This window comes from Streptomyces sp. MMS24-W38, from assembly GCF_059889265.1.
On sequence record NZ_JCBCPP010000001.1, the window covers coordinates 5,768,842 to 5,784,509 of the forward strand.

The following is a 15,668-nucleotide window of genomic DNA, read 5'->3' on the forward strand; positions in this document are numbered from 1 at the left end:
GCGTCTGTGGGCGGCTCCGAACGGCCGCACATCGAGAACGTAAGACCTGTACGGGCCCCTGGTCAAGCGAAGTCGGAGCACTCCGGAGACTTGCTCGACAAGGCCCTTCACATATTCAGCACATTGCGGATGGTCCGTCACCGTGCGTGAGTGGAGAGGTGGGTTCGGTCGTCCCGGCAGGCCCGGCGAGTACCTCGTACCCCTCCTTGAGCTCCCCGCGCTCCCGCACCAGAAGGTCGGCGAAGGGGCGTGAAGGGTCCTCGGCGAAGTGCCGGCGCTCCGCCTCGACCCACCCTTCCCAGAACTCCCGCTGCTCCGCCCCGTCCCGTGCCCGCCCCCGTGACCAGGCGGCCTCCGCGGGCAGTTCCATCCACAGCAGCAGCGCCAGATGGGGCCGCAGCGCCCGGCGTCCCGCTCCGACGCCCTCGACGACGATCACCGGGGCGGGCGGCAGCGGGTGCGGCTGTCCGAAGACGCGGGCCCGCCAGTCGTAGGGGGTGTAGTACGCCCGCTCACCGCGGCCGAGCGGACCGATCACCTGGCTCAGCAGCCGTCCGGTCCAGCCGAAGAGCTCCTGGTGGCTGGCGATGTCGTCGAGTCGCAGCACCGGAGCGCCGCCCAGTGCTCCGGCCAGCCGGCCGGCGAACGTGGACTTCCCGGAACCGGCGTGTCCGTCGACACCGACGAGCCGGACGGGTCCGCAGGAGGGGGCGAGGCCGCGGATGCGGGAGACGAGATCGTGAATGGCTGATTCCTGGGGAGGGGCGGGGCGGCGTACGGAGAGACGGTGACGCGAACACTCTAGAACCCGACCGGGACCCGGTGGCCGGCGCCCGCGCCCCGGAACGTCGGTGCCTCGACCCGCCGCCGTACGTGCCATTGGTCGAGTCCCATATCGGTCGGCGCGGCACGGTCCCGGGTGCTGGCGGGGTCGGCTCCGGTGTGTTCATAGTGGGCGGACATCCGCTCCACCCGGTGGACGTAAGCCGTACGGCCCGCCGCGCTCCGGACCTGCACCGACTCCGACACCTGGGGGCCCTCCACCCATGAGCAGAGCCGAACAGCCGTCCCGCAGAACCCTTCTGGCCGCGGCGGCCGTCGTCGCCGCCGCATCGAGCGCCGGCCCGGCATTCGCCGGTACCGCGACCGGCCGGTCCGCCGCAGGCCCGACAGGCGGTTCCGCGGACCCCGAACGTGCCGCGGAGGCCCGCCCCGTGGACAACAGGGCCTGGACCTCCTACAGCGACTGGCGCGGCGGCACCGCCGAGGGGACCAGGGCCGTCGCGGGCGCCCGTCCCGGCCTGGTGATCGCGAAGGCCGCGGGCACCACCGACCACACCGCCCCGCACACCGGCGACACCGCCGTCTGGGAGTACGCGACCTGGACCTCGCCCGTCCACCGGCTCACCGTGCCGGCGACGGAGGCGATCGCCTCCTGGAACGCGCGCACCCCCGACGGCACCTGGATCCAGGTCGAGCTGAAGGGCGCCTACACGGACGGCACCGACACACCCTGGTACGTGATGGGCCGCTGGGCGGCCGGCGACCAGGACATCCGGCGCACCTCGGTGGACGGCCAGAGCGACGGCCGGAGCACGGTGTGGACCGACACCCTCGCCGTCGACGACCCCGCTTCGGGGCTGCGCCTGGTCTCGTACCGGCTGCGGCTGACCCTCCACCGCCGTCCCGGGACGGCACTCACCCCGACCGTGTGGCGGCTCGGCGCGATGGGCTCCGACATCCCCGACCGCTTCACCGTCCCGGCCTCCACGCCCGGCCCGGCCCGGGAGCTGAGCGTCCCGCGCTACTCGCAGGAGATCCACAAGGGCCAGTACCCGGAGTACGACAACGGCGGCGAGGCCTGGTGCAGCCCGACCTCCTCACAGATGATCATCGAGTACTGGGGCGGCCGGCTCACCGAGGAGCAACTGGCCTGGGTCGACCCGTCCTACGCCGATCCGCAGGTGTGCCACGCGGCCCGCCACACATACGACCACCAGTACGCCGGCTGCGGCAACTGGCCGTTCAACGCGGCCTACGCGGCCACCTTCGAGGGTCTTCAGGGCGTCGTCACCCGGCTCGGCTCGCTGAGCGACCTGGAGACCCTGATCGGGGCGGGCATCCCGGCCATCACGTCCCAGTCCTTCCGCGAGGAGGAACTGACCGGAGCGGGGTACGGGACGTCCGGGCACCTGATGACCGTGATCGGGTTCACCGAGGACGGCGACGTGATCGCCAACGACCCGGCCTCCCCGGACAACGAGGCCGTCCGGCGCGTCTACCGGCGGCGCGAGTGGGAGAACATCTGGCTCAGGACCAAGCGGTACAACGCCTCGGGCAAGGTCGTCTCCGGCACCGGCGGCGTCTGTTACCTGTACTTTCCGGCGCGTCCCACCTCGCGCATGCGCAAGGCGCTCGCGGCCGTCGGCGTGCGCTGAACCGGTCCGTGCGGCGGGCGGAGCCCGCCGCACGGGGCCCCGCCGTGTGACCGAGGACTCGGCCGCAAAAGCCGCCGACGGTGGCAAGGTGGACAACGTCGCGTGGGGGTCCAGCGCGCACCACCGAGATCCGAGATCAGCGAGAAGCCATGACCGCGAACGCAGCCACCGTCACCACTCCTGTCGCCGCCCCCGGTGTTCGTACCGGCGGCCCCCGGGAGGACGGCCCGGAGATCCTCGAGCACATCGTGGGATGGGTTCTCGTGGTGGTGGTCGCGATGCTCGTGACCCGGCTCGGAATGCTCTGACCTGACCAGGGAGGCGACCTGACATACTGCGGAGGTCCGCCCCCGCAGGAAACCTGGGTCAAGATTGAACATCAGTCAGCAGCCTGCCGTGCGCACCGGTGTGCGCAGTACCGAGCGTTCGCTGGCACGCCGTGCCGAACTCATCGCCATCGGGCGAAAGCTGTTCGCCGACACGTCGTACGACGCGCTCTCGATGGACGACATCGCACGTCAGGCGCGTGTCGCCAAGGGGCTGATCTACTACTACTTCCACTCCAAGCGGGGCTACTACCTGTCCATCATCCAGGACTCGGTGGCCGGCCTGGTCACCTTCGCGGCGGGCGGCGTCGAACTGCCGCCCGCGGAGCGCGTGCACCGCACCGTCGACAGCTATCTGCGCTACGCCGAGCACAACCAGGCCGCGTACCGCACGATCGTCAGTGGCGGTGTCGGCTTCGACGCCGAGGTCCATGCCATCCGGGACGGGGTGCGCGAGGTGATCGTCGAGACCATCGCCGAAGGCGCCTACGGGACCAGCGACATCACGCCGCTGGCGCGGATGGGTCTGCTGTCCTGGGTGTGCAGCGTCGAGGGCGCCACTCTCGACTGGATCGACCGTCCCGAACTGCCCCGCGAGACCATGTGTGAACTGCTGGTGAAGATGCTCGGCGGGGTCATGCGCGCCATCGAGGAACTGGACCCCGCGCACCCGGCCCCGGAGCCCGCCCGCCGCGACGGCTGACGCGTCGGTGTCCGCGGGCTCGACGCCCGGGACGCCGACGTCCGTGATCGCGGTGCGGTGGGAGATTGCATCCGGTGTCTCCTCATGGGGGGGAGGGGAAACGGAACTTGATTGACATGGACGCAGTGAATTTGTCGGAGCGGAACAGCGGGAGGACCGGCCGACGAGGTCGATGGTGCGGACCGATTCCGATGTCCGGAAAATTCTTGTAGTAAGCGGTCGTTAACGAGTGACGTGCTCGGGTTGATCGGGCATACTCACAGCTCACAGCGGCTGGTCAGCAGCTTCCGAGACCCGGGGGCGAGAGCATCGGCCAGGCACCGGAACCACCCGGCGGAGCCGCCCCGACCCAAGGCGCACATCCGCCGATGTGCCCGAACAGGGAGGAGAGCGTCGCCATGTCCGACCACGCCCCGCAGCCGGTGGACCGGCAACTGCCCACGGACGAGGCGCGGGACCTGATCTCGCTCGTCCGCGACATCGCGCAACGCGAGATCGCCCCGAAGGCGGCCGAGGAGGAGGACGCCGGACGTTTCCCGCGCGAGGTCTTCTCCCTGCTTTCCGAGTCCGGACTGCTCGGACTGCCCTACGACTCGGCGTACGGCGGCGGAGACCAGCCGTACGAGGTCTACCTCCAGGTCCTCGAAGAACTCGCCATGGCGCGCCTGACCGTCGGCCTCGGCGTCAGCGTGCACACCCTCGCCTCCTATGCGCTCGCCACCCACGGCACCAAGGAGCAGCAGGCCGAGCACCTGCCGGCGATGCTCGGCGGTGGCCTGCTCGGCGCCTACTGCCTCTCCGAGCCGTCCTCCGGGTCGGACGCGGCCTCGCTGCGCACCAAGGCGGTGCGCGAGGCGGGGGGAGGCTGGGCGATCACCGGTACCAAGGCGTGGATCACGCACGGCGGCATCGCCGACTTCTACACCGCCATGACGCGCACCGGTGAGGACGGCCCGCGCGGGATCACCGCGTTCCTGGTGCCCGGCGACGCCGAGGGGCTGAGCGCCGCCGTTCCCGAGAAGAAGATGGGCATGAAGGGCTCGCCCACCGCGCAGGTCCACTTCGACGGCGTACGGGTCGGGGACGACCGGCGGATCGGCGAGGAGGGCCAGGGCTTCGCGATCGCCCTGTCCGCGCTGGACGGCGGACGCCTCGGCATCGCGGCCTGCGCGATAGGCCTGGCCCAGGCGGCGCTCGACGAGGCGCTGGGGTACGCGGCCGGGCGGCGGCAGTTCGGGCGGCCCATCGCCGACTTCCAGGGGCTGCGGTTCATGCTCGCCGACATGGCCACGCAGATCGAGGCGGGGCGCGCGCTGTACCTCGCGGCGGCCCGACTGCGGGACGCCGGGAGGCCGTTCGCCAAGCAGGCGGCCATGGCCAAACTGCACTGCACCGACACGGCGATGCGGGTCACCACCGACGCCGTCCAGATCCTCGGCGGCTACGGCTACACCGCGGACTTCCCGGCCGAGCGCTACATGCGCGAGGCCAAGGTGCTGCAGATCGTCGAGGGGACGAACCAGATTCAGCGCATGGTCATCGCCCGCCATCTCGCGGGGCCGCCGACGAGCTGACCCGGCTTCCTCGCCAGGGTGCCGCGAGCCGGGCCCACTCCGGGTCGTGCCGGCCCGGCAGGGCGCGGCCCTTGTCGGCCCAGGCCCGCATCAGACCGCGGTAGATCGGCGGATCCGGGAGCTGCGGCGGTGGCGGGGAGGTGGTGTGCCCGGCGGGCTGCGGTACGGGCGCCGGAGCGAGGACACGGAGTTGACGCCCGGTCGTCGAGCGCGTGGGGGTCGTCATGCCCGGGCAACGCGGGAGCGACCGGGCAGGTCACCGACCGCCCGAATAGGGCGTGCGTTCGCGGATGTCCGGTCCGGCCGCCCGTCCGGGTGGCGCACCGCGCACGGAATTCCGTCGCGGTGCGCTCGACGGGCCGCCCCGGCCGGGGCGGGGCGGCTCAGGCGGCGTGGTGCCGTATGACGGGCACCCTGATCGGACGCGAAGCCGGACCGCCGACGTGCGAGAAGGGCTGGGTGCGCCAGTCGAGTCCCTGAGGGAGCGTCAACAGCAGGGCGGCGTCATGTTCCTGGAGCGTGGCGGACTCGTCCGCCGGCCGGGCCTCGTCGGCACTGCGGCCGGTGCCGGTGCAGACCGTGAGCCCGAACGGGTTCCACGGCGAGGCGCACAGCGCGTGCTCCGGCAGGACCTCCTCGTCCGCGAGCAGTGCGATGGGCTGCGCGCAGTCCGGGCAGACGACCCGGTACATCTCGAAGGTGTCGTACGCGTCGAGTTCGTCGTCGAGAGCGTCGGGGTCGACGTACTCGGGGACGAGCTCGACGACGGGCTGCTGCCGCCTGGGCGTGGTGCGACCAGGGCGCTTAAGACTCTGCATGGGTTCTCCCCCTCGGGCTGGGCCGTGAAGGCGCTGCGGCCTCGACCACAGCAAGCACTTCCCGTCCCCCATCGGAGGTAATCACGAGAACATCACGGAGACCGTTCGGAGGGTGTGGTATTCGTCACATGCCGTCCGTGGGCGTCGCCCGCGGACGGTTTCGTCCCCCGCACGACTCGGGTCGGGTGCCCGGCACATCACGAACCGGGCATGACCTGGACAGCTCGGGTATCCGAGGAGATCGACGGCACTGTAGGTTCTTGCGCCATGGAGGAGCTGGACCGACAGATCGTGCAGCTGCTCGTCAAGGACGGGCGGATGAGCTACACAGACCTGGGCAAGGCCACGGGCCTGTCCACGTCGGCCGTGCACCAGCGGGTGCGCAGACTGGAACAGCGTGGCGTCATCCGCGGCTATGCCGCGGTCGTCGACCCGGATGCCGTCGGTCTGCCCATGACCGCCTTCATCTCGGTCAAGCCGTTCGACCCCAGCGCCCCCGACGACATCGCGGACCGCCTCGCGGGCGTGCCCGAGATCGAGGCCTGCCACAGTGTCGCGGGCGACGAGAACTACATCCTCAAGGTACGGGTGGCCACCCCGCGCCAACTGGAGGAACTGCTCGCACGCGTGCGCTCGCTGGCGGGCGTCTCCACCCGGACGACGGTGGTCCTGTCCACTCCGTACGAGGCCCGTCCGCCGCGCGTCTGACCCGCACCCGCGCGGGAGTACGCCGCGCGTGCGCGGCGCGACCGGGCGTGCGGCGCGCGGGCGCAGCGGTGCGGACGTGACGTGAAGAGCGGCCCTGGGTGCGAGTCCGGCCCCGCGAGGGGCGACACTGTGGGTCATGAGTGAACGCACCGCCCCGCCGCACACCGTCCTGCTCCGCCGCGGCGAGGTCCACAGCCCCGCCGACCCCTTCGCCACCGCGATGGTCGTCGAAGGCGGCCAGATCGCCTGGGTCGGCTCCGAGGGTGCCGCCGACTCCTTCGCGGACGGCGTGGACGAGGTGATCGACCTCGACGGGGCGCTGGTCACCCCGGCGTTCACCGACGCACACGTGCACACCACGGCCACCGGACTGGCCCTTACCGGCCTCGACCTGTCCGACGCCCCCTCCCTGGAGGCCGCGCTGGTCCGGGTACGGGAGTTCGCCGCCGCCCGTCCGGCCGACCGGGTCCTGCTCGGCCACGGCTGGGACGCGTCCCGCTGGCCGGACGGCCGCCCCCCGACCCGCGCCGAACTCGACGCGGCCACCGGCGGACGCCCTCTCTACCTCAGCCGGATCGACGTCCACTCCGCGGTCGTCACCACCGCGCTGCTCGACCTCGTCACCGGCGAGATCGCCCGCGAGGCACCCGGCGAGGCCCGGCCGCTCACCGGCGACGCCCACCACGCCGTACGCGCCGCCGCCCTGGGCGCAGTCACGCCCGCCCAGCGCACCGAGGCGCAGTGTGCCGCCCTGGCCCACGCCGTTTCACTGGGCATCGGCACCGTCCACGAGTGCGGTGGCCCGGAGATCTCCTCCGAGGACGACTTCACCGGCCTGCTGCGGCTCGCCGCAGAGGGCGGCGGCCCGCGCGTCGTCGGCTACTGGGCCGAGCGGAACGTCGCCAAGGCCCGCGAACTGGGCGCGACCGGAGCCGCGGGCGACCTGTTCGCCGACGGAGCCCTCGGCTCGCACACCGCCTGCCTGTACGAGCCGTACGCCGACGCCGGCCACACGGGCACCGCCCACCTGGATGCCGCCGCCGTCGCCGCCCATGTCGTCGACTGCACCGAGGCGGGCCTCCAGGCGGGCTTCCACGCCATCGGCGACGCCGCCAACGGCGCGGTGGTCGACGGGATGCGCGCCGCCGCCGAGAAGGTGGGCATCGCGCGCGTGCGGGCCGCCCGGCACCGGGTCGAGCACGCCGAGATGCTCACCCCCGAGACCGTCGCCGCGTTCGCCGAACTCGGCCTGACCGCCTCCGTCCAGCCCGCCTTCGACGCCCTGTGGGGCGGCGAGGGCGGCATGTACGCCCGGCGCCTGGGCGTGGCGCGGGCCCGCTCCCTGAACCCCTTCGCGGCCCTGCTGCGCGCCGGTGTCCCGCTCGCCTTCGGCTCGGACAGCCCGGTCACACCCCTCGACCCGTGGGGCACCGTCCGGGCCGCCGCCTTCCATCGCACGCCCGAACACCGGATCTCCGTGCGGGCCGCGTTCACCGCGCACACACGGGGCGGCTGGCGGGCGATCGGACGTGACGACGCGGGCACCCTGGTGCCGGGGGCCCCCGCCGACTACGCCGTGTGGCGCACCGGTGACCTCGTCGTACAGGCACCCGACGACCGGGTGGCGCGCTGGTCCACCGACCCCCGCTCCGGCACCCCCGGGCTGCCGGACCTGACCCCGGGTGGTGACCTGCCCGTCTGTCGGCGCACGGTGGTCGGCGGACGCACGGTCTTCGTACGGCCGGGAGAGTGATCTACGCGGACCGCCCGGTGACGAGCACGTGCCGAGCCCCCGTCTCGCGACCTGCGCATCCTCCCCGCCGGCCAGACATCTGAACCGCATTGCGCAGGTCAAACGTCTGTTGGCGGGAAGCAGCGGGGGGAAAGCTAGGTTCGGCGGGGTCCACCATCGGACGCCCGACCGGGGAAGTTCCGCCCACTCGAGGCAGCGCCGCTGGGTCAGGGACGGTGTGCCGCACCGGGCACCGTCACCGGGAGCCAGGCTCAGCGTCGGCGCGGCGCGAGGGAACGTTCCGGTGGGTCGGGAAGGTGTGGCCCCGGGTGGGGCCGGGCGCTCAGTAGACAACGGCTTCAGGTCGACTCGCAGCCGGCGGGTCCCAGGTCGGACCGAAGGGCGCCGGGCCCCCATCCGCCGTACACCGCACCCGGGGCCTTCCCCGCAGGGGGAAGGCCCGCTCCTACCCGATCTTTGGAAATTAGCACCATCATATGAACGTCATGCCATGTCGGTGCAGGCTGTGACCACTATGGTGGGACCCTGAACATGACATGAAGGGGCAGTTGTGAACGACGGCGACGAGACCCGCGCGGCGGAAGCCCAGGGGAGGACTTTCGGCCCGCTCGGCACGGCCTTGGTGATCATCCCGACCTACAACGAGGCGGAGAACATCAAGGCGATCGTCGGCCGGGTGCGCAAGGCCGTTCCCGAGGCTCACGTTCTCGTGGCCGACGACAACAGCCCCGACGGCACCGGCAGGCTCGCCGACGAGCTGGCCGCCACGGACGACCACGTCCAGGTATTGCACCGCAAGGGTAAGGAAGGCCTGGGCGCCGCGTACCTCGCGGGCTTCCGTTGGGGTGCGGAGCGCGACTACGGCGTACTCGTCGAGATGGACGCCGACGGCTCCCACCAGCCCGAGGAACTGCCCCGTCTGCTGACCGCCCTCAAGGGTGCCGACCTGGTGCTCGGTTCGCGCTGGGTGCCCGGCGGCCGGGTGGTCAACTGGCCCAAGTCCCGTGAGTACATATCGCGCGGGGGCAGCCTCTACTCCCGTGTGGCGCTCGATCTGCCGCTGCGCGACATCACCGGCGGCTTCCGCGCGTTCCGCCGCGAGACCCTGGAGGGCCTCGGTCTGGACGACGTCGCCTCCCAGGGCTACTGCTTCCAGGTCGACCTCGCCCGCCGCGCGGTCAAGGCCGGTTATCACGTCGTCGAGGTGCCCATCACTTTCGTCGAGCGGGAACTCGGCGACTCGAAGATGAGCCGCGACATCGTCGTCGAGGCGTTGTGGCGGGTCACCGCGTGGGGCGTGGGGGACAGGGTCGGCAAGGTCCTGGGACGTGAGGACGCCAAACGGACCGAGCAGTCGCAGCGGACCGAGCAGTCGCAGCGGGTCGAGCGGACGAAGCAGGGCGGGTAGGCAGAAGGGCCCGCTGGGCGGAAGGGGCGGGCCGCGCGTGCGTCCACCGCCCCGAGGTCCCGCCGGTCCCGCTTATCCCGCGCTGAGCAGGGGCCAGGCACACTGGGAGCATGACGACTGGCGCTCAGACCTCGAACCCCGCCCGGCCCCGGCGCTCCCGGTTGCGCACCGTCCTGCCGCTCGGCGTCGCCGCGTGGCTGGTGCTGGAGATCTGGCTGCTCACGGTCCTTGCCGGGGTGTCGAACGGGCTGGTGGTCTTCCTGGTGCTGCTGGCCGGCCTGGTTCTCGGCTCGGTGGTGATCAAGCGAGCCGGCCGACGCGCCTTCAAGAACCTCACCGAGACGCTGCAGCAGCAACAGAGCGGCGTGCTGCCCGAGCCCCGGCCGAACAGTGAGGGCAACGGCCTGATGATGCTGGGCGGGCTGTTGCTGATCATCCCGGGTCTGGTCTCCGACGCGGCCGGTCTGCTCCTGCTGGTGCCCCCGGTCCAGAAGGCCGTGAGCCGCTACGCCGAGCGCACCTTCGAGCGCAAGCTGCGCGAGGCTGCTCAGGGCTCCCTGGGCGGCGCCTTCCAGCAGGCGCGTATCCACCGGCCCGACGGCAAGGTGGTCCAGGGCGAGGTGATCAGGGACGAGCGCGGTACTCCGCCGGGCGACTTCCCGCAGGAACCCCGGCCGCCGCTCCCGCGCTGAGGGCCGAGCCGAACGCACACAGGACGCCGAACGCACACAGGACCGCGGGCGCCGTACCACTTGGTACGGCGCCCGCGGTCCTGTGTGCTGCTGTGCGCTGTGCTCCCGTCCGATCCTCCGTCGGGATCAAGCCGACTTTCGGCTGTCCCGGGGGTGAACCGCGATGTTCATCGCACCGGAGCGCAGAACGGCGAGACGCTCCTCGAGGACCTCTTCGAGTTCCTCACGGGTACGTCGCTCCATCAGCATGTCCCAATGCGTACGCGCGGGCTTGGCCTTCTTCTCCTCGGGGCCGTCGCCGTCAACCAGGAGTGCCTGGGCACCGCAGACCTTGCACTCCCACTCCGGCGGGATCTCCGCCTCGACCGAGAAGGGCATCTCGAAGCGGTGCCCCTTCTCGCATGCGTACTCCACGGCCTGGCGCGGTGCCAGGTCGATGCCGCGGTCCGTCTCGTAGCTGGTCACCACGAGGCGCGTGCCGCGAAGAGCTCGCTCACTCATGAATCGTGCCTCCCGGGCTTGTCGCCCACAGGACAGGTGTCGCTGTCGTCGTCATCCGGTCAACGTCCGGTCGGCGGTAAAGATTCCCGTTCCGGGCCATGTGTCGCCGTCGTAGCCGCAGCCTTGTCAACCAGTGCAGTACCCACCGGCGCCCGGTTTGTCACATCTAATGACAGATGCAACACAGCGTTTCGGTATCTTTGACGCGCAGTAACGGTACACCTGGCAGGCCAAACGCGTACACTACAGCCCTTTCGCGCCGAGTGCTAAATCTTCTCCGGAACGGGATTCCCCGCGGCGGCGACCGCCCGGCGCACCGGAACCCGCGCGAGCAGCGCGAAACCGAGGACGAAGAAGGCCACCAGCGAGAGGATCGCGTCCCGGTAGCTGCCCGTCAGCTGGTAGGTGAGCCCGAACAGCAGCGGACCGAGCCAGCTCATCCCGCGATCGCTCAGCTCGTACGCCGAGAAGTACTCGGCCTCTTTGCCGGGCGGCACGAGGTGGGAGAACAGCGACCGGGACAGAGCCTGGCTGCCGCCGAGGACCAGGCCGATCCCGGCGGCCAGAACGAAGAACCACACCGGCTCCCCGGCGGGCAGGAAGTACCCGGCGGCCAGCGTCAGGGTCCAGGCGACCAGTGAGCCGAGGATCGTGCGCTTCGCCCCGTGGATCCGGGCCAGTCGGCCCAGCGCCAGCGCGCCGACCACCGCCAGTACCTGGACCAGCAGCACGGCGACGATGAGCGTGGACTGCCCGAGCCCCAGCTCCTTCGAGCCGTAGACCGAGGCCTGTGAGATCACCGTCTGGATGCCGTCGTTGTAGACCAGGTACGCCAGCAGGAAGGCGAGCGTGAGCGGGTGGCGCCGCATGTCGCGGACGGTCGCCGTGAGTTGCCGGAAACCGGACAGGGCGGACGACGCCTCCCGCGCGGGGTCGCGGCGGTCGCGCAGCCGCCGCAGCGGCACCAGGGCGAAGGCGCCCCACCACAGACCCGCCGACGCCAGGCAGATACGGACCGCCATGCCCTCGGAGAGTCCGAAACCGTCATGGGCGGAGTAGAGGATCAGGTTGGCGACGAGGACCAGGGCGCCCGCCGCGTAGCCGAAGGCCCAGCCCCGCGAGGAGACCGCGTCGCGTTCCTGGGGAGTGGCGATCTGCGGCAGGTAGGAGTTGTAGAGCATCATCGCCACGGACTGCGCCGCGTTCGCCACGACCAGCAGGGCGCCGCCCAGCAGATAGCGCTCGCCGTCGAGGAGGAACATGCACGCCGTGGCGGCGGCACCCGTGTAGGCGGCGGCCGCGAGGAGCGGCTTCTTGCGGCCGGTGCGGTCGGCGGCGGCGCCCACCAGCGGCATCACGAGCACCGCCAGGATCACCGACAGGGACACCGAGTACGCGAAGAACGACCCGGCGCGCACCGGAACGCCGAACGGATGAACGAACCCGTCCGCGTCCGCCGCGGCCTCGGCGACCGACGTCAGGTAGGGGCCGAGGAACACCGTGAGAACGCTCGTGGAGTACACGGAGCACGCCCAGTCGTAGAAGTACCAGCCGCGCTGCTCGTACCGTCGGCCGGCCGCCTCGTCCGCTGCCGGTGATCGCACGGTGTCGTCGCCCACCCGTGCCCTCGCTTCCCCGTGAACGCGCTCAGTGGCCGGGCGGGGTCTCAGACCCACAGGCCGCGGTCCTCCATGACCGTACGCAGTATGTCGATGTGATCGGTCATGATGCCATCCACCCCCAGGTCCAGGAGCCGGTGCATCCGCTCGGGTTCGTTGACCGTCCACACGTGCACCTGGAGCCCGTGCGCGTGGGCGGTGCGCACGAAGCGGTGGTCCACCACCGGGACGCCGGACTGGGCCTCCGGAACCTGGGCGGCGACGGCCGACCGGCGCACCGCGGCCGGCAGCCCCCACGAGCGCAGCCGCAGATTCAGCACCCCCCGCGTGCCGTACGACGTCGCGAGGCGGGGCCCGGCCAGCCGCTGGGCGCGTACCGCACGGGCCTCGGAGAAGGAGCCGAGGCAGACCCGGTCCCAGGCGTCCGTCCGCTCGACCAGGTCCAGGAAGGGCAGGAGAGCCGGCTCGGCCTTGACGTCGACGTTCCACCGCACCTCGGGGAAGTCGGCCAGCAGCTCCTCGAAGAGGGGTACCGGCTCCTGGCCCGCCACGCGCGCGTGCTGCACCTCCCGCCACGGCAGGTCGGCGATCCGGCCCGCCCCGTCCGTCACCCGGTCCAGGGTCGCGTCGTGGAACGCGACGAGCCGGCCGTCCCGCGTGACGTGGACGTCCGTCTCGATGTAGCGGTAACCCGCCTCGACGGCGCACTGGAACTGGCGCACGGTGTTCTCCAGTCCGTTCGCCGCCCCGCCGCGGTGGGCGAACGCGATCGGGCCGGGATGGTCGAGGTAGGGGTGGCGTATCCGTGAGGTCACGGACGCAGTATCACCCCGTGCGGTTGACCGGTGGCAACGACCGCGGGGCCGGCGGATGCCGAGGGGACGGCGAACACCCGCAGGAAGAGCTGGGCGAGCGGGCCGATCGTCACCGCGTACAGGAGGGTCGCCACGCCCACGGTGCCGCCGAGGACGAAGCCCGTGGCGACCACCGTGACCTCGATGGCCGTGCGCACCAGTCGGATCGACGCCCCCGTGCGCTGATTCAGGCCCGTCATCAGCCCGTCGCGCGGGCCCGGCCCGAAGCGCGCCGAGATGTAGAGCCCGGTCGCCGCGCCGTTCAGCACGATGCCGGACACCGTCATCAGCGCGCGGAGGGCCATGCCGTGCGCCTCGGGCATCACGGCCAGGGTCGCGTCCATGGCAGCGCCGATCACCAGGACGTTGGAGACCGTGCCGAGTCCCGGGCGCTGGCGCAGGGGGATCCACAGCAGCAGCACCGCCGCGCCCAGGAGGGTCACCACCAGGCCCATCGACAGGCCCGTCCGCTCGGACAGGCCCTGGTGCAGCACGTTCCACGGCTCCAGGCCGAGTCCGGACCTGACCAGCAGGGCCGAGCTCGCGCCGTACAGCGCCAGTCCGGTGTAGAGCTGGAACAGGCGCCGTGCGAGATGCCCGTGCCGGGGCGATCGGCTGGACAAGGCATACCCCCCATGGTGGAAGTGGACTGACCCGTGACACCCTGTGGCAGGGAGGGGGATGCCATCCATGGCCAATTCGAGGAAGGTGGACTGATTCAGATGGCGCAGTGGACCTCGGCGGTGGGTGCGGCGCAGCTCGCCCGGCTGCTCAGCTCCCAGCAGGACCGGCCTGCCGGCACCCGCCGCCCGCCCGCCTATCGTGCCCTGGCCGACGGGATCCGGCTGCTGGTGCTCGAGGGACGCGTCCCGGTGGCCGCCCGGCTGCCCGCAGAGCGGGAACTGGCCCTGGCCCTGTCCGTCAGCCGCACCACCGTCGCCGCCGCCTACGAGGCGCTGCGCGGCGAGGGCTTCCTGGAGTCACGACGCGGCGCCGGCAGCTGGACCGCCGTGCCGGCCGGAAACCCGGTGCCCGCGCGGGGACTGGAACCGCTGCCCCCCGAGGCCCTCGGCTCGGTGATCGACCTCGGCTGCGCCGCCCTGCCCGCGCCCGAACCCTGGCTCACCCGCGCCGTACAGGGCGCCATCGAGGAACTGCCGCCCTATGCGCACACCCACGGCGACTACCCGGCCGGACTGCCGGCGCTGCGCGCGACGATCGCCGACCGGTACACCGCGCGGGGCATCCCGACCATGCCCGAGCAGATCATGGTGACGACGGGGGCGATGGGTGCCATCGACGCCATCTGCCACCGTTTCGGAGGCCGTGGCGAGCGCATCGCCGTCGAGTCGCCGTCCTACGCCAACATCCTCCAGCTGATGCGGGAGGCCGGGGCCCGGCTGGTCCCCGTCGCCATGGCGGAGGGGCTGGCCGGCTGGGACATGGACCACTGGCGGCAGGTGCTGCGGGAAGCGGCGCCGCGCATCGCGTACGTCGTCGCGGACTTCCACAACCCGACCGGTGCGCTCGCCGACGAGGACCAGCGCCGCCGGCTGGTGGAGGCGGCGCGCTCGGCGGGGACGGTGCTGGTCGCCGACGAGACCATGAGCGAGCTCTGGCTCGATCCGGATGTGGAGATGCCGCGCCCCGTCTGCGCCTTCGACCCGGCCGGCTCCACGGTGATCACGGTCGGCTCTGCGAGCAAGGCGTTCTGGGCCGGTCTGCGTATCGGCTGGGTGCGCGCGGCCCCCGACGTGATCCGCGGTCTCGTCGCCGCGCGCGCGTATGCCGACCTGGGCACGCCGGTACTGGAACAGCTCGCGGTGAACTGGCTGTTCGGCACGGACGGCTGGGAACGGGCCGTGGAGATCCGACGCGCGCAGGCCCGGGAGAACCGGGACGCGCTAGTGGGCGCGGTGCGCCGGGAGCTGCCCGACTGGGAGTTCGAGGTCCCGCGCGGCGGGCTCACCCTGTGGGTGCGTACCGGTGGGCTCTCGGGGTCGCGGATCGCCGAGGCGGGGGAGCGGGTCGGGGTACGGGCGCCGTCGGGGCCACGCTTCGGGGTCGACGGGGCGTTCGAGGGATATGTGCGACTGCCGTTCACCGTGGGCGGCGCGGTGGCCGAGGAGGCGGCGGTACGGCTGGCCGCGGCGGCACGGATCGTCGAGACCGGCGGGACGTCGGGGGCGGAGGTACCACGCTCCTTCGTGGCGTAGCCACGGCGGACGGGCGGCGCCTGCGCGCGGTGTTCGAGGGAGGCCGGCGGCCGGCAGT

The 15,668-nt window shown here is 71.9% G+C and carries 16 protein-coding genes; 9 read left to right on the forward strand and 7 right to left on the reverse strand.

Features of this window, described 5'->3' with window-relative positions:
• Positions 1–115: 115 nt before the first annotated feature.
• Together AC6F7H_RS25250 and AC6F7H_RS25255 are read right to left on the reverse strand one after the other, a co-directional pair.
• A complete protein-coding gene (locus tag AC6F7H_RS25250) occupies positions 116–745 on the reverse strand; it encodes a uridine kinase family protein (protein ID WP_500762043.1) in 630 nt (209 codons plus the stop codon).
• A 56-nt stretch (positions 746–801) separates the two neighbouring features.
• Positions 802–1,029 carry a hypothetical protein gene (locus AC6F7H_RS25255; RefSeq protein WP_500762206.1) on the reverse strand — a complete coding sequence of 76 codons (228 nt, stop codon included), beginning with the start codon at positions 1,027–1,029 and terminating at the stop codon, positions 802–804.
• Between the two features lie 17 nt (positions 1,030–1,046).
• Here AC6F7H_RS25255 and AC6F7H_RS25260 point away from each other — a divergent pair, with 17 nt between their 5' ends.
• From AC6F7H_RS25260 to AC6F7H_RS25275, 4 genes are all read left to right on the forward strand, one after another.
• The gene (locus tag AC6F7H_RS25260; protein ID WP_500759244.1) at positions 1,047–2,438 is read left to right on the forward strand and encodes a C39 family peptidase; all 1,392 of its coding nucleotides are present in this window, start codon (positions 1,047–1,049) and stop codon (positions 2,436–2,438) included.
• 149 nt (positions 2,439–2,587) lie between these two features.
• The gene (locus tag AC6F7H_RS25265; protein WP_500759245.1) at positions 2,588–2,746 is read left to right on the forward strand and encodes an SCO1431 family membrane protein; all 159 of its coding nucleotides are present in this window, start codon (positions 2,588–2,590) and stop codon (positions 2,744–2,746) included.
• 64 nt (positions 2,747–2,810) lie between these two features.
• Entirely contained in the window at positions 2,811–3,467 is a 657-nt protein-coding gene (locus AC6F7H_RS25270) for a TetR/AcrR family transcriptional regulator (RefSeq protein WP_500759246.1), read from the forward strand.
• A 398-nt stretch (positions 3,468–3,865) separates the two neighbouring features.
• On the forward strand, positions 3,866–5,041 hold the full coding sequence (locus tag AC6F7H_RS25275; RefSeq protein WP_500759247.1) for an acyl-CoA dehydrogenase family protein: 1,176 nt from the start codon (positions 3,866–3,868) through the stop codon (positions 5,039–5,041).
• Positions 5,042–5,424: 383 nt separating this feature from the next.
• Here AC6F7H_RS25275 and AC6F7H_RS25280 read toward each other — a convergent pair whose 3' ends face one another.
• A complete protein-coding gene (locus AC6F7H_RS25280; RefSeq protein WP_500759249.1) occupies positions 5,425–5,859 on the reverse strand; it encodes a hypothetical protein in 435 nt (144 codons plus the stop codon).
• Between the two features lie 267 nt (positions 5,860–6,126).
• On the opposite strand from AC6F7H_RS25280, the gene AC6F7H_RS25285 reads away from it, so the two are divergent.
• The 4 genes from AC6F7H_RS25285 to fxsA all read left to right on the forward strand — a co-directional run bounded on the left by AC6F7H_RS25285 (position 6,127) and on the right by fxsA (position 10,420).
• On the forward strand, positions 6,127–6,567 hold the full coding sequence (locus AC6F7H_RS25285) for an Lrp/AsnC family transcriptional regulator (RefSeq protein WP_109379411.1): 441 nt from the start codon (positions 6,127–6,129) through the stop codon (positions 6,565–6,567).
• A 136-nt stretch (positions 6,568–6,703) separates the two neighbouring features.
• A complete protein-coding gene (locus AC6F7H_RS25290; protein ID WP_500759250.1) occupies positions 6,704–8,320 on the forward strand; it encodes an amidohydrolase in 1,617 nt (538 codons plus the stop codon).
• Positions 8,321–8,870: 550 nt separating this feature from the next.
• A complete protein-coding gene (locus AC6F7H_RS25295) occupies positions 8,871–9,728 on the forward strand; it encodes a polyprenol monophosphomannose synthase (protein ID WP_500759251.1) in 858 nt (285 codons plus the stop codon).
• A gap of 110 nt (positions 9,729–9,838) precedes the next feature.
• Complete coding sequence (gene fxsA / locus AC6F7H_RS25300; RefSeq protein ID WP_500759252.1) at positions 9,839–10,420, forward strand: FxsA family membrane protein; 582 nt, start codon at positions 9,839–9,841, stop codon at positions 10,418–10,420.
• Between the two features lie 126 nt (positions 10,421–10,546).
• Here the strand turns inward: fxsA and AC6F7H_RS25305 are convergent, their stop codons facing one another.
• The 4 genes from AC6F7H_RS25305 to yczE form a co-directional block, all read right to left on the reverse strand.
• A complete protein-coding gene (locus AC6F7H_RS25305; RefSeq protein WP_003977404.1) occupies positions 10,547–10,921 on the reverse strand; it encodes an RNA polymerase-binding protein RbpA in 375 nt (124 codons plus the stop codon).
• A 266-nt stretch (positions 10,922–11,187) separates the two neighbouring features.
• Positions 11,188–12,540: an MFS transporter gene (locus AC6F7H_RS25310; RefSeq protein WP_500759254.1), complete on the reverse strand. Its 1,353-nt coding sequence runs from the start codon at positions 12,538–12,540 to the stop codon at positions 11,188–11,190.
• A 47-nt stretch (positions 12,541–12,587) separates the two neighbouring features.
• Entirely contained in the window at positions 12,588–13,355 is a 768-nt protein-coding gene (locus AC6F7H_RS25315) for a glycerophosphodiester phosphodiesterase family protein (RefSeq protein ID WP_500759255.1), read from the reverse strand.
• Positions 13,352–14,017 (reverse strand): membrane protein YczE, encoded by a 666-nt coding sequence (gene yczE, locus AC6F7H_RS25320; RefSeq protein WP_500759256.1) that lies wholly within the window; start codon positions 14,015–14,017, stop codon positions 13,352–13,354. Before yczE ends, AC6F7H_RS25315 begins: the two co-directional genes overlap by 4 nt.
• A gap of 99 nt (positions 14,018–14,116) precedes the next feature.
• Between yczE and AC6F7H_RS25325 the strand changes: the two genes are divergently transcribed.
• Positions 14,117–15,610 carry an SCO1417 family PLP biosynthesis transcription factor gene (locus AC6F7H_RS25325; RefSeq protein WP_500759258.1) on the forward strand — a complete coding sequence of 498 codons (1,494 nt, stop codon included), beginning with the start codon at positions 14,117–14,119 and terminating at the stop codon, positions 15,608–15,610.
• Positions 15,611–15,668: the final 58 nt, after the last annotated feature.